Origin of the sequence: Microcoleus sp. PH2017_12_PCY_D_A (assembly GCF_020738565.1) — a bacterium.
Classification (GTDB): domain Bacteria; phylum Cyanobacteriota; class Cyanobacteriia; order Cyanobacteriales; family Microcoleaceae; genus Microcoleus.
Window position 1 is genome coordinate 1 of sequence record NZ_JAEQCI010000032.1, and the last position, 13355, is coordinate 13355.

The 13355-nt window shown below is 47.3% G+C and carries 13 protein-coding genes; 7 read left to right on the plus strand and 6 right to left on the minus strand.

Going from position 1 to position 13355, the window contains the following annotated elements; translation table 11 throughout:
* Positions 1-111, minus strand: a 111-nt coding sequence (locus JGK39_RS09560) for a helix-turn-helix domain-containing protein (protein WP_293252581.1), incomplete at its 3' end; no start/stop codon positions are given.
* 207 nt (positions 112-318) lie between these two features.
* Between JGK39_RS09560 and JGK39_RS09565 the strand changes: the two genes are divergently transcribed.
* The 3 genes from JGK39_RS09565 (at position 319) to JGK39_RS09575 (ending at position 4479) form a co-directional block, all read left to right on the plus strand.
* Complete coding sequence (locus tag JGK39_RS09565) at positions 319-1941, plus strand: glucose-6-phosphate isomerase (protein ID WP_293252320.1); 1623 nt, start codon at positions 319-321, stop codon at positions 1939-1941.
* A gap of 336 nt (positions 1942-2277) precedes the next feature.
* Positions 2278-3012 (plus strand): response regulator transcription factor, encoded by a 735-nt coding sequence (locus JGK39_RS09570; RefSeq protein WP_293252322.1) that lies wholly within the window; start codon positions 2278-2280, stop codon positions 3010-3012.
* A gap of 48 nt (positions 3013-3060) precedes the next feature.
* Positions 3061-4479 (plus strand): hypothetical protein, encoded by a 1419-nt coding sequence (locus JGK39_RS09575; protein WP_293252324.1) that lies wholly within the window; start codon positions 3061-3063, stop codon positions 4477-4479.
* Here JGK39_RS09575 and JGK39_RS09580 read toward each other — a convergent pair.
* From JGK39_RS09580 to JGK39_RS09600, 5 genes are all read right to left on the minus strand, one after another.
* Positions 4471-4977, minus strand: coding sequence for a low molecular weight protein-tyrosine-phosphatase (locus JGK39_RS09580; RefSeq protein ID WP_293252326.1), 507 nt, complete (start codon positions 4975-4977; stop codon positions 4471-4473). The two genes, JGK39_RS09575 and JGK39_RS09580, sit on opposite strands and share 9 nt — an antisense overlap.
* A gap of 243 nt (positions 4978-5220) precedes the next feature.
* On the minus strand, positions 5221-5568 hold the full coding sequence (locus tag JGK39_RS09585) for a YbaB/EbfC family nucleoid-associated protein (RefSeq protein WP_265235045.1): 348 nt from the start codon (positions 5566-5568) through the stop codon (positions 5221-5223).
* Positions 5569-5630: 62 nt separating this feature from the next.
* Positions 5631-6587: a UDP-N-acetylmuramate dehydrogenase gene (gene murB / locus JGK39_RS09590; RefSeq protein ID WP_293252330.1), complete on the minus strand. Its 957-nt coding sequence runs from the start codon at positions 6585-6587 to the stop codon at positions 5631-5633.
* A gap of 151 nt (positions 6588-6738) precedes the next feature.
* The gene (murC, locus tag JGK39_RS09595; RefSeq protein ID WP_293252332.1) at positions 6739-8295 is read right to left on the minus strand and encodes a UDP-N-acetylmuramate--L-alanine ligase; all 1557 of its coding nucleotides are present in this window, start codon (positions 8293-8295) and stop codon (positions 6739-6741) included.
* 242 nt (positions 8296-8537) lie between these two features.
* Positions 8538-8696 carry a hypothetical protein gene (locus tag JGK39_RS09600; protein ID WP_293252334.1) on the minus strand — a complete coding sequence of 53 codons (159 nt, stop codon included), beginning with the start codon at positions 8694-8696 and terminating at the stop codon, positions 8538-8540.
* A gap of 332 nt (positions 8697-9028) precedes the next feature.
* Here JGK39_RS09600 and nadD point away from each other — a divergent pair, with 332 nt between their 5' ends.
* The 4 genes from nadD (at position 9029) to JGK39_RS09620 (ending at position 13304) form a co-directional block, all read left to right on the plus strand.
* Entirely contained in the window at positions 9029-9766 is a 738-nt protein-coding gene (nadD, locus tag JGK39_RS09605) for a nicotinate (nicotinamide) nucleotide adenylyltransferase (protein WP_293252336.1), read from the plus strand.
* A 164-nt stretch (positions 9767-9930) separates the two neighbouring features.
* Positions 9931-10950 carry a type I glyceraldehyde-3-phosphate dehydrogenase gene (locus JGK39_RS09610; RefSeq protein ID WP_293252338.1) on the plus strand — a complete coding sequence of 340 codons (1020 nt, stop codon included), beginning with the start codon at positions 9931-9933 and terminating at the stop codon, positions 10948-10950.
* 766 nt (positions 10951-11716) lie between these two features.
* Complete coding sequence (locus JGK39_RS09615; protein WP_293296271.1) at positions 11717-12670, plus strand: GDP-mannose 4,6-dehydratase; 954 nt, start codon at positions 11717-11719, stop codon at positions 12668-12670.
* 22 nt (positions 12671-12692) lie between these two features.
* Entirely contained in the window at positions 12693-13304 is a 612-nt protein-coding gene (locus JGK39_RS09620) for an aspartyl protease family protein (protein ID WP_293296270.1), read from the plus strand.
* The last annotated feature ends 51 nt before the right edge of the window (positions 13305-13355 follow it).

Sequence of the window (13355 nt, forward strand, 5' to 3'; positions counted from 1 at the left end):
CTTATTTAGAGCATAATTCCACCACCAGCGGGTGCAGCCAAAGTGCTGAGATAGCAATATTTGCTGCTCTTGAGTTGGATAAAGTCGAATTTTGACAGCCTTGTGCAACATCTTAATACCTCCTTACTGGATTATACAGATTGCCCTAAAACTGTCAAGAAGATTTGGAGATTTCTGTACCTACAATCTAAGAGCCTTTCATGGGGCCACCAAACCGGGTACAGTTATGCCAGGGGAATTCCCGGCGAGTAGTTAAACTACAATTGGTTGATTCCCGACTAGCCCGATCGAACTTTATAAGAATCGTAGAGAATTCCTATGGACGCCGCAGCACTCTGGCAACGCTATCAAGACTGGCTTTACTATCACTCTGGATTGGGACTTTACCTCGATATCAGCCGGATGGGATTCGACGACGATGCGGTAGCAGCACTGAAGCCCAAATTTGACAAAGCTTTCAAAGATATGACAGCTTTGGAAGCAGGTGCGATCGCCAATCCCGACGAAAACCGCATGGTGGGCCACTACTGGCTGCGAAACCCCGATTTAGCTCCCACTCCAGAATTAAAACAAGAAATAGTCGAAGGTATATCACAAGTCGAAGAATTTGTCAAGAAAGTTCAAAGCCGCGATATAAAACCGCCATTTGCTCCGCAATTTACCGACATAATCTCGATCGGCATTGGCGGTTCTGCCCTCGGCCCTCAATTCGTCGCCGAAGCCTTATCCCCAGACATTCCGCCCCTAGCAATTCATTTTATCGACAACACAGATCCGGCTGGGATCGATCGCATCCTCAACAAAATCAAAGACAAACTCGCCAGCACCCTAGTAATTACAATCTCCAAATCCGGCGGCACCCCCGAGCCTCGCAACGGCATGCTCGAAGTTCAAAAAGCCTTCGCAGCCCAAAAACTCGACTTCGCCAAACACGCAGTTGCCATCACCGGCACAGACAGCCAACTAGACAAATTAGCCAAATCCGAAGGCTGGATTGCCAGCTTCCCCATGTCAGACTGGGTGGGAGGACGCACTTCGGAACTCTCAGCCGTAGGACTTTTGCCAGCAGCCTTGCAAGGCATCGACATTCGGGAAATGCTCGACGGCGCTAAAGTCATGGACGAAGCTACCAGAATTCCCGACATTAAAAACAATCCCGCCGCCCTTTTAGCCATGTCCTGGTATTTTGCCTGCAACGGACGCGGCGAGAAAGACATGGTAGTTTTGCCTTACAAAGATTCTCTGCTATTGTTCAGCCGCTATTTGCAGCAGTTAGTCATGGAATCTCTAGGCAAAGAAAAAGATTTAGACGGCAACACAGTTTATCAAGGAATATCAGTCTACGGCAACAAAGGCAGCACCGACCAACACGCCTACGTCCAGCAACTGCGAGAAGGCGTGCCGAATTTCTTCCTAACATTTATCGAAGTTTTGGAAGACAGACAAGGAATTTCTCCTGAAGTAGAACCGGGCGTCACCTCGGGAGATTATTTATCTGGTTTGTTGCAGGGAACTCGACAAGCTTTGTACGAAAATCACCGAGATTCAATCACTGTCACAATTACAAAAGTCAACCCTCGGACAGTAGGAGCATTAATCGCCCTCTACGAAAGAGCCGTAGGTTTTTACGGTTCCTTGGTGAATGTCAATGCCTATCACCAACCAGGAGTCGAAGCTGGCAAAAAAGCGGCCGCTGCTGTGTTGGATTTGCAGCAACTGGTGCTGCAAGTGCTCAAAGACGCTCAAGCACCTCTGTCTGTATCAGAGATAGCAAAAAAAGCAGGAAGGCCAGAGCAAATTGAGGCAATTTACAAAACTCTGCGGCATTTGGCCGCAAACGGGCGGGGCGTAGCTTTGGAGGGAAAATTAGCGCAGCCTGCTACTTTAACCGCAAGTTATAAGAAATACCCTGAAAACCCTGCGACTTTAGTCCAGGGATGAAAGGGCGTTGCAGGATTTATCCTGCCTGCCCCATCTTGACAAACTGATTTTGGTTTGATAAATTTGTTGAAACTTAGTTGGTGAAAAACCCGACAGTTGCAAGCCGTTAGGCAAAAAAGTAGCCATAGACTCAGCCATGAGCGAGTGGGTAGTGGGTATCTGACTTACCCTTTAAGAGTTAAATTTTGGACGGATTCATCCTCCAATGTTTGTCCTTAAGAATCCCCGCGTCTTCAGACCGGGGAGTGTCAAAAAGAGAATTAAACAGTAGAATTAAAAATTAAAAGTGATTAATTTCACTTTTAATTTTTCATGTTTAATTTTTAATGTCCGCCCATGCCCTTGACGATTCTGGTTGCTGACGACGATTTCGCGACGCGCTTGTCGATTACCGATTATCTGGAAATTGCCGGATACTCTGTAATCGCTGCTGAGAACGGCAAAGAAGCTTTAGGCTTGGTAGAGGAATTTCAGCCGCACTTGATTGTTACCGACATTACAATGCCCGAGATGGATGGCTACGAATTCGTGCGCCGAGTTCGGACTCGTCCCGCTTTCCGCTTGCTACCGGTGATTTTTTTGACGGAACGCACCAGCACCCAGGAACGGATTCGCGGCTATCAGATGGGGTGCGATAATTTTCTGGCTAAGCCTTTTGACCTCCCGGAATTGGGTGCAGTAATTCGCTCTTTGCTCGATCGCTACGCTCTAATTGCTCAGGCACCGTCTCGCACCCCCGAACCCGAACCTATCCCAACAGAGGCAGGTTTCATCGCCAATGACCAGCCTGAAGCGGATTTTTTAACTCAAAAGCCAGAAACGACCGATTCCTTACGGGATAGCTACGCCGTGCGTGCATCTGGCAGCCGAAATACTCCGAATTTGACGCAACGAGAGCAGGAAGTTCTAGATTTGGTGACAGAAGGTCTTTCTAATGTTCAAATCGGCGATCGGCTCCACCTCAGTCATCGCACCATCGAAAAGCACGTCAGCAGCTTGTTCAGAAAAACTGAAAGCAACAACCGGGCAGAACTTGTGCGCTTTGCCATGGAACACCATTTAGTCAGATAACCGCCAACCACTTTTGGCACTAAAATTACCTACACTTATCCCACAAATATGAATAACAGCACGCTCAAAAATTACTTTAAAAATGAGAAAATTCTATATGTTGTCGCCTTAGTAGCTTCCATAATTTTCTCTATTTCCATGGCATCAATGGGAATCACCAAGTTTTACAGCGTTTTACAGGGTGGAGAAAACTATAACGATTTCCCTACCGGCGGTTTGAGTGCGATCAGAATTATAATTAACGGTTCCTATTTGATAGCAACAGTTACATATATTATCTGGCTAATCAAAAAAAAGCAGATTGGTTCCAGCTTTTTAGAAATTTTAAAGTATGCAATCCCCTTTCTGGCCCTTGCCCTCATAGCTTATCCCCAAAGTAATGACATTTATATGTACTTGCATTACGGAGCGATGACCTTAAATAAAATCAATCCTTATCTTAATACATCCAATAGCTTTGTCTCAGCTATATCTCCCTTTCTTCACTGGTTGCAAACTTCTACCTACGGCCCAGTTTCTCTATTCTTTTTTTCGGTATCAGCACTTGCTCTACCAATTAGCCCTTTACTAGGAGTTTATATTTTTAAAATAATCTGCGTGTTGGTACATACACTCAATGCTTACTTGATTTGGCGGTTGCTAACAAATTCTGAAACCCGTAACTTCATAACAATGGCTTATTTAATCAATCCAATGTTGTTAAACGAGCAGATAGCTAATGCTCACCTTGATGTTTTAGTTGCCAATACATTGATTGTTTTAATAGGATGTATTTATTACCAACGTTATGTTTTTGCAATTTTAGCAATTTGGGTAGGTTTTCTAGTAAAAACATTACCTATTATTTGGCTGCCCTTAGTTGTTGCTTTCCTCTGCAAGCAGCGTCGGTGGAAAGATCTAGCGGCATCAGCATTACTTTCTATATTAATTATCGCGGTAATAACTTCGACATTTTTACCAACAGTTTCAGCTTGGGGAAGTTTGTTAAATCCGGGAGTGTCGGGGGCTACAGCTCGATCGTTTCACCACATGATTAATATATGTTTGACTTTATTGCCAAATGTCACCTTTGAAACCCGCACAAATTTTCTTTCATTGCTCAAACAATTGACATATTTAAGTTGGATTGGCTTCTACACAGGGACGTTAATTAGATCGTACTTTCGCAAAAATGATTCGGAAATTAATTTAGTATCAGATATTGGATGGACGACTCTAACTTTGTTTTTGTTTGCTACACCTTGGCTAATGCCTTGGTATTCTTCTATTTTGCTACCAATTGCTGCTTTAAGTATCAATTCTCCCAATTTTGTGTTGACAAGTTTAACTTTTTGTTTATCGCCAAGTATTATTTTGGGAGGGGGAGGGGGAAAAACTGCAATCTCCCTAGTTACGAGTTTTATTAGCGTTCTCCCGCCTACAATATTGGTAATAACCCGGCGAAAAAAGCCTCTTTTTTTAAATTGATTGCTCGTCGCCACCTACTTGGAACTGTTCCTGACTGATAACGTATTCCAACAAACCCCCCGAAGCGTCCAGCAGCAAATCAATTACTCGATCGAATCCCTCCGGGCCGCCGTAGTAAGGATCGGGCACTTCTTTAAGGTCGTATTTCTGGCAAAAATCGCACATCAAGCGCACTTTATCTTTATATTTTCCCGCAGTATCAACAGCAAGAATACTGCGATAATTGTCGCGATCCATCGCCAAAATCAAATCAAAATTTTCAAAATCTTTCCTGTTAAATTGGCGGGCTTCGCCTAACAATTCTATCTTGCGCTTCCTCGCGGCCAATGTCATCCGGCTGTCAGGGGGGCTGCCAATGTGATAGCCGCCAGTTCCCGCTGAGTCGCAGGTGATGCGATCGCTCAAACCAGCTTTTTTGATTAAGTGATTCATAATATTTTCGGCTGAGGGCGATCGGCAGATATTTCCGAGGCAGACAAACAATAATTTATAAGACATTTAATTGATAATTGGTCAAACAGGTCATCGGTCATCGGTCATCGGTCATCGGTCATCGGTCATCGGTCATCGGTCATTGGAAGGAAGAAGAAAAAAGATGTTTTGTTGTTCCCAATTACCAATGTTTCCTGCTTCATACCAATCCACCAGTCATTAGCTATCAAGCCCTTAGTTAAACATAAATCACTAATGACTAATGACTGATGACTAATGACTGATGACTAATGACTGATGACTGGTGGCTTAGAAACCGGGGAGATTCAGTCCGCCAGTGAGTTCTTCCATTTTCTCGCGCATCGTTGCCGTAGACTTAGTGTAGGCATCCAGCATCGCCACCGTGACGAGTTCAGAAACCACATCAGCACCTTCACCGATCGCATCCGGCGAAATTTCGACGCGGCGGGGTTCTTGGTTGCCGCTGAGAAAGACTTTAACCAAGCCGCCGCCGGCAGTTCCCTCAATTTCCATTACATCCAACTCTTCTTGGAGCTTTTTAGCTCCTTCTTGAACCTGCTGAGCTTTTTTGAAAGCTTCAGTCAGTTCTTTCATTTTGCCGAGGCCGAAGCCAAATCCTTGTCCTGATTTTGTCATAACTCGTTTGTGATGGTGTGTGGGGTGGCAGTGTGCCGTTTCCGCATTACTTCCATGATGCCTTAGAAGGGGAACTCTCCCAGTATTCTAACTTCTGGCTCCAACAACAGCGACCACCGCTGCTCGACTTGCTGTTGAACGTGGCGGATCACTTGAAAAATATCATTAGCCGTTGCTGACCCGCAGTTAAGAATAAAATTAGCATGACGCTGAGCTACTTGTGCGCCGCCGATCTGATATCCCTTCAGTCCTGCTTGTTCGATCAACCAGCCTGCCGCTTTGGGGCTGGGGTTGCGGAAAACTGAGCCGCAGCTAGGCAGGTGGTAGGGTTGACTCGTCCGCCGCTGGCTGAAATTGTTATTAGTTTCTGCCATTACTTGCGATCGATCGAATCCCGGCTGCAACTGGAAAGTCGCTTCTGTTACGAGTCGATCGCCCCCTTGCAACACTGAAGTCCGGTAACGATAGCCTAAATCTTCTGGTGTGAGAATTTCCACCTTACCATTAGGGGATAGCAGGCGAGCATTGACTAGAATATCAGCAGCACAGCCCCTGTGAGCGCCTGCATTCATCACCACAGCCCCTCCCACAGTGCCCGGTATGCCAACGGCCCATTCGAGGCCTTTCCAGCCCCGTTTAGCCGCCAACCAAGCGAGGCGGGGGATTGACTCCCCCGCCCCGGCTGTAACTTGACCTGTTTCTGCATTAAAATTTACCTGTTTGAGGTAGCGAGTGGCGACGACCAAACCGGACAAACCCCGATCGCTCACCAACAAATTAGAACCCGCGCCTAGGAGAGTCACCGGTATCCCTTCATGGTGCGCCCAGGCAAAACTCGCTTGCAAAGCCTCCAGACTGCGGGGAGCGACGTACCACTGGGCCGGGCCGCCGACTCGGAAAGAAGTTAGACCCGCCAACGAAACTTGAGAATTAATTTTACAGTCAGTTCCCTGCAAAGAAATAGGAGAATACACTCGCCGATTTTCCTTCACACAGGAGTCATTCGATATAGTCACCATCTTGAAAATCCTTAAAAATACATTCGCTTGAAGAGGTGGTTGCAAATTCTGTTTGCGTAACTTATGCGACTGTTTTGAGCGAGTCGCCAGACAGCAGTGTCGGTACAACCTGCACCGCCATCCGGGCGATCGACTCGGGGCGGGCCGCAAGCTAATCCGGGCGATCGGCTTCTTGATAAAAAGCCATCACCTCTGGAATAATCTGATTCAGATTGCCAGCACCCAAAAACAGAGCCAAATCCCCCGGTTGCAGATTTTCGGCTAAAAACTTGGTGACCGATTCTAGGGAAGGGCAAAACTCAACCTCTCGGCCTTCTTTAGCAATCAAATCAGCAACCTGCTGCCCGGTAATCTCTCCTAAATTCGGTTCCCCAGCACTATAAATATCGCAAGCCACAACCAAATCTGCATCCCCAAAAGATTGAGCAAATTCTGACAAAAATGTCAGAGTCCGGCTGTAACGGTGCGGTTGAAAAATGGCAACCACTCTTCCTGATTTGGGATTCTTTTCGTTACCTTCGATCCGCAAGCGAGCAGCGGCCAAGGTAACGCGAATTTCGCTGGGATGGTGGGCGTAGTCGTCCACAAACAGGATGTCATTGTGAAAACCCCGCACTTCAAAACGGCGGCGAGCTCCTTCAAAACCGACAATCGCTTTCGCAATCGCCGAAAACTCCAACCCCAACAATCGACCCACTGCTACCGCAGCTAGTGCATTGCTGAGATTGTGTTTGCCCAGCAACTTCAACTCCATTTCCCCCAGGAAAGCTCCTCGCTCCCAAATGCCAGCCTTGGTGCAGCAGGCGCCGTATTCCACGTCCGAAGCCGTGTAGTCAGCACCGCTGTCTGGATTCAAGCTGTAGCTGACATTCGGCGCAAGGCAGTCTTTGACGATTTGGTCGTCTGTGCAGCCCACCAACGTTTGACAGTTTTGGGCAAACACCTTAAATGTGTCTATTACCTGGTCGAGGGTATCGTAATGGTCTGGATGATCCAGTTCCACATTCGTCACTATGCCAATTTTGGCTATTAGTTTGACGAGAGAACCGTCGGATTCATCAGCCTCGGCGACCAAGTAGGGGCCTTCCCCTAAACGGGCATTGCCTTCCCAAGCATTTACCTCGCCTCCTACCACGATCGTCGGATCCAGACCCGCAGCCATCAGCATAAAGCCGATTAAGCTGCTAGTAGTAGTTTTGCCGTGAGTCCCTGCTACGGCTATGCTTTGGTAATCTTGAATTAACGCTGCCAAAACATCCGATCGATGAAAAATCGGACAGCCCAAATCTAAAGCAGCTCGATATTCGGCATTTGCCGGGTGAATTGCCGTCGAACATACTACTTGAGGCAATCCCCCAATTGCTTGGGGGCCCGAACCCTTGCCGTTCAATTTGAGAGCTTCGGCTGTCGCCACGGAAGTCCCTACCGCGCCAGCGACTGCCGAGGATGCGGCTTTTTCGGCTGCCCCGCGATCGTCCCGGCTACCGTTGAGGGCCGTTTGAAATACTTCAAAATTGCTGGCATCTTGACGCCAAAAAATGTGAGATCCCATTTCTTGCAAGCGCTCGGTTATGTGACTCGATTTAATGTCGGAGCCGTACACGGGCAACTTGCGTTTCGCTAGAATGTAGGCAAGGGCTGACATCCCAATCCCACCAATGCCGATGAAATGAAATGGTCTCCCGCTGAAATCAACAGAACTCGGCATCTTCGCTCCTCACACACCACACCACGCCAATAACACGCGATATCATATCAAGAATTGTTTTTTCAGGATACAGTTCGCTAGAGATTTTGTACAAAATTCTCTGCGCGTCCCTAGATTTGTGGGACTTGTAGAGATGTTTGTCTTGTATCCTATATGACTTAGTACCGAGTAGTTTTCCGGAACAGTCACAGCTCGAAAATTCCAGGTCAGAGAGAATGGGGTCTGGGGTCTGGACTAACAGACTAATTTTGGGCGGTTGCATACTCCTGCATTCTTTCTATTTCTATCCGCCTCCTGTGCTGGGATACGGCAGCAAAAGCCCCACAACCTTTGTACGAAGATTGAGGGTAAAACCCATCAGGATTTACAAACACTACCACGTCTGACAAAAGTTCGCTCATTTTCTACTCATTTATCTGCTGGTACGGTCATTTTTTCCCGAAAGTCAGAGATTGACTCGATCGCCACTACCGTGCTTTCTCACTTATCTTTATACATCCTCTCACTTCACCAAGGTATCTTGTTGGGCTTGGGCCCTCTTACCGTATGTTATACATTACATTAAGGTATAAGCCAACAATTTCAATCACAGTCATACTTCACCTATTTGAGAATAGCTATATACAAAATATATATTGAATCGCAACAGTGGAAAAGCGATCGATCTGACTGGTAAAAGCGTACAAACATGAAATTGGGGCGATGTCTGTATTACTCCTGATTTTTGGGAAATATGGGGAAAATAGCGATTTTTGGGGGGACTTTTGACCCGGTGCACAGGGGTCACTTGTTGGTAGCAGAAACGGCTGCGAGTCAATTTAATCTCGATCGAGTGATTTGGGTGCCCGATCGCGCTCCTCCTCACAAGTGGCGCCCGGATTTGGCAAGTTTTGAGCAGCGGCGCTCCATGCTCGCTCTGGCGATCGCCGATCGTCCCGACTTCCTACTGGCGCCGCCGGAGGCAAATCCCTCCGGCAGTTCTTTTGCGATCGATACTTTGCTGTATTTGCAAAAAATGTATCCGGGCGATCGGCTGCACTGGATTATTGGCAGCGACGCACTCCAAACTCTGCCCAAATGGCACCGCTCGGCCGAAATAGGCCGGTTGTGCCACTGGTTGGTGGGCCCGCGTCCGAGTCAGGGAGATGTGCAGACAGCAGAAAGCGGGGACATAGGGGCAGCCTCCGAGTGGGGCGATCGCCCTCAGGATGTGTCCATTGATGTCGGCGACAGGATGCAGGTTGAGACAAATGCTGTTTGCTGTAAAGTTGCCGAACAGATGGCTCTGCTAGATGTGGAAATTTGTTGGGAGGTGCTGTCCATGGGCGCGATCGAGATTTCGTCGAGCCACATCCGCCGCTGCTCGGCCGAAAGTCGCGATCTGGGCTACTTAGTCCCGGAATCTGTCCGAACTTATATTGCGGCCCATCAGCTTTACCAGCAACCAGCGCCTGAGAGCCGAAGACCTTGAGCCAAGCGATTTCTACCTTATAAAAAATTTCAGATTTTTTCGATACAGACGAAAAGTTAGAAAGGATCAGCCTTTGCGATATGATCTTGTCTCATAAGTCAATTCTTAAATTTTGTCAAAATTTCAGCCTGAGCTAAGGGCTGCCATCGTTAGGAGGTACTAAGGTGATTCGAGTCGCGATCAATGGTTTTGGGCGTATTGGGCGCAGTTTTGCGCGCTGCTGGCTGGGCCGTGAAAACAGCCAGTTAGAGTTGGTAGCTATTAATGACACTTCCGATCCCAGAAGTAATGCTCACTTGCTGAGATACGATTCCATGATGGGAACGTTGAAGGGCGTGGACATCAGTGCAGATGAAAATTCCATTACTCTCAACGGCAAGACAGTTAAATGCGTGAGCGATCGCAATCCCCTAAACTTACCTTGGAAGGATTGGGGTGTCGATCTGATTATTGAATCAACCGGCGTCTTTATTGACCAAGCTGGTGCATCGAAGCATATCACTGCCGGTGCTAAAAAAGTGCTAATTACCGCTCCTGGTAAAGGTCCAGAAGTCGGCACCTATGTGATGGGAGTCAACCACCACAACTACAAGCACAGTGACTACACTGTCATCAGCAATGCTAGCTGTACAACTAACTGTCTGGCTCCTGTACTGAAAGTGCTTCACGAAAATTTTGGCATCGTCAAAGGCATGATGACCACTACCCACAGCTATACTGGCGACCAGCGCTTGCTGGATGCTAGCCACCGTGACTTGCGGCGGGCGCGGGCGGCGGCGATGAATATTGTGCCCACTTCAACTGGTGCCGCTCAAGCTGTGGCTTTGGTGATTCCAGAATTAAAGGGTAAGTTAAATGGTATTGCCATGCGCGTGCCGACTCCCAATGTGTCGGTAGTTGATTTTGTGGCTCAGGTAGAGAAAAAGACTTTTACTGAGCAAGTAAATCAAGTGTTTAAAGAAGCTGCTGAAGGCTCGATGAAGGGGATTTTGGAGTACAACGATTTGCCTCTTGTTTCTTGCGACTATCGCGGAAGTGATGCTTCTTCGATTCTGGATTCCAGCTTGACACTGGTGATGGACGGCGACATGGTGAAGGTGTTGGCTTGGTACGACAATGAGTGGGGCTACAGTCAACGGGTAGTTGACTTGGCTGAATTGGTCGCCCAACGGTGGGAAGCCTAGATCCGACGTAAGGTTGAAACCGCGCAAGCGTCAAACTTCAGTCGGCCCAAAAGCGGACTGAAGTACAACTACTTATTGTAGGGTGTGTCGCTTTCAGGATTTTTGCCACAAGAAGATATTGATGGCGGCGCACCCAACAGTTTAAGGTGCTCAAGTACAACTACTTATTGTAGGGTGTGTCGCTTTCAGGATTTTTGCCACAAGAAGATATTGATGGCGGCGCACCCTACAGTTTAAGGTGCGTCTCTATGGGATTTTTCGGCACTATTTGAGGCGATCTGAGGGATCCACACCCTACAGTTGAATTTTTGTATGGTGTCTGGCTTTCAGTTGACCATAGCCCAGATCCCCCCGGCGCCCCCCTTAAAAAGGGGGGACAGGAGTCTACTCAAAGTCCCCCGACTATCAGGGGGGTTTAGGGGGATATGGTCTCGGCTATAAGCGAGATTTCGCGATCGCACGCACGGGTAGCCAGAAACCGGGTTTTTTCACCCAAATATTTGGTTCAAACCCTTAATATCGATAAAAAACCCGGTTTCTTTAGTCCCCGGCGTAAGTCCTGAAATTTGTTTGTAGATGCAGACGGCGGTTGAAACCGCCAGAAAGTCAAACGATGTCCGCCGGACGCCGACTGAAGAATCACCCAATCGTAAGTGCCACGTCTTCAACCCACGGAGGTGGGCGCATGTCTGTATAGAAGCGGTTTCAACCGCCTGGTCTTCTGGAAAAATAGCAACAGCTACGGTAGTTTTGAAAAAAAAATTATATGAAAAAAGCGTTAATTTGTGGTATATCAGGTCAGGACGGAGCTTATTTAGCTAAACTACTTCTGGATAAAGGTTATGAAGTTTGCGGCACTTCCAGAGACGCCCAAATGTCGAGTTTCGGAAACCTAGCCCGTTTGGGCATCCGGGACAGAGTAAAACTAGAATCCATGTCTCTCAACGATTTTCGCAGCGTCTTGCAAATATTGACAAAAATTGCACCTGACGAAGTGTACAATCTAGCCGGTCAAAGTTCCGTCGGCCTGTCTTTTGAACAACCCGTAGAAACTCTCGAAAGCATTGCCACAGGCACATTAAATCTGTTAGAAGCCATTAGGTTTACAGGCGGAAAAATTAAACTTTACAATGCCAGTTCCAGCGAATGTTTTGGGGATACCGGAGGCTGTGCAGCGGATGAAAACACGCCCTTTCGCCCGAGAAGTCCTTACGCAGTGGCGAAAGCAACGGCATTTTGGGAAGTAGCAAATTATCGGGAAGCTTACAATTTGTTTGCGTGTTCTGGTATTCTGTTCAATCACGAGTCGCCGCTGCGGCCGGAGAGGTTCGTTACCCAAAAGATTGTATCTGTTGTGTGCCGAATTGCTGCAGGCAGTGCGGAAAAACTCCATTTAGGGAACATTTCGGTGCAGCGGGACTGGGGCTGGGCGCCGGAATATGTGGAGGCGATGTATTTGATGTTGCAACAGTCTGAACCGGATGATTATGTAATTGCTACGGGTGTAAGTTATCCTTTGGAGGAGTTTGTGCAGAGCGCTTTTGTTTCTGCGGGTTTGGATTGGCAGGAACATTTAGTAACTGATGCGAGTCTCTACAGACCGACGGAGATTGCGGTTGGGTTGGGAAATCCGGGTAAGGCAAAGCAAAAGTTAGGGTGGGAGGCGAAGTATAAGATGCCCGATGTGGTGCGGATGATGGTGGAGGCGAGGATGGTTTGAGGGAAAGTTATGAGGTGAAAATATGGCTGCAGAATATGCAACGGCTAATGAGTGGTATAAAGCTAATCGCCGCGAGTTGAAAAAATATCGGGGTCAGTGGATCGCTTATACTAACGAAGGTGTAATTAGTGGCGATCGGGATTATGACAAAATGAAGGAGGGGATAGAGCCAAGTTTATCAAGTTTAGATTATGTGATTGAGCGGATATTTGAAAGCGAATTTGTAGAGCCTGTCCGGTTTTATCCTGTCAGAATGAGGACATTAAAAGCTCACGATTGGCAACCTAAGTATCAGTTAACAATGAAGTCTGAGAACGCAGTCACCGTGAAAATACTTGTTGATTCTGGTGCTGAGCTCAGTTTAATCACAAAGAAATTAGGGAGGGATTTAGGCTGTGCTAAGGCTGGAGGAGAAATTAATAGTCAAGCCGAAGGTGTTGGTGGTAGTATTGAATACCTGTTGCGAGAGGTAGAAATCGAGTTAGAGGGTCATACTTTTATGGCTCCTGTAGCTTGGGCGCAAACGGATAACTGTGAGGAGATGCTTTTAGGTAGGGAAGTAGTTTTTGATTTGTTTGATATAGAATTTAAACAGGCTGAGGAACTGATTATCTTTAAGTGGCGTAGCGGGTAGCTATTCCTTGGCCAGACACTAAAATCTCAGGATTCCATTGTAACTAGAGAG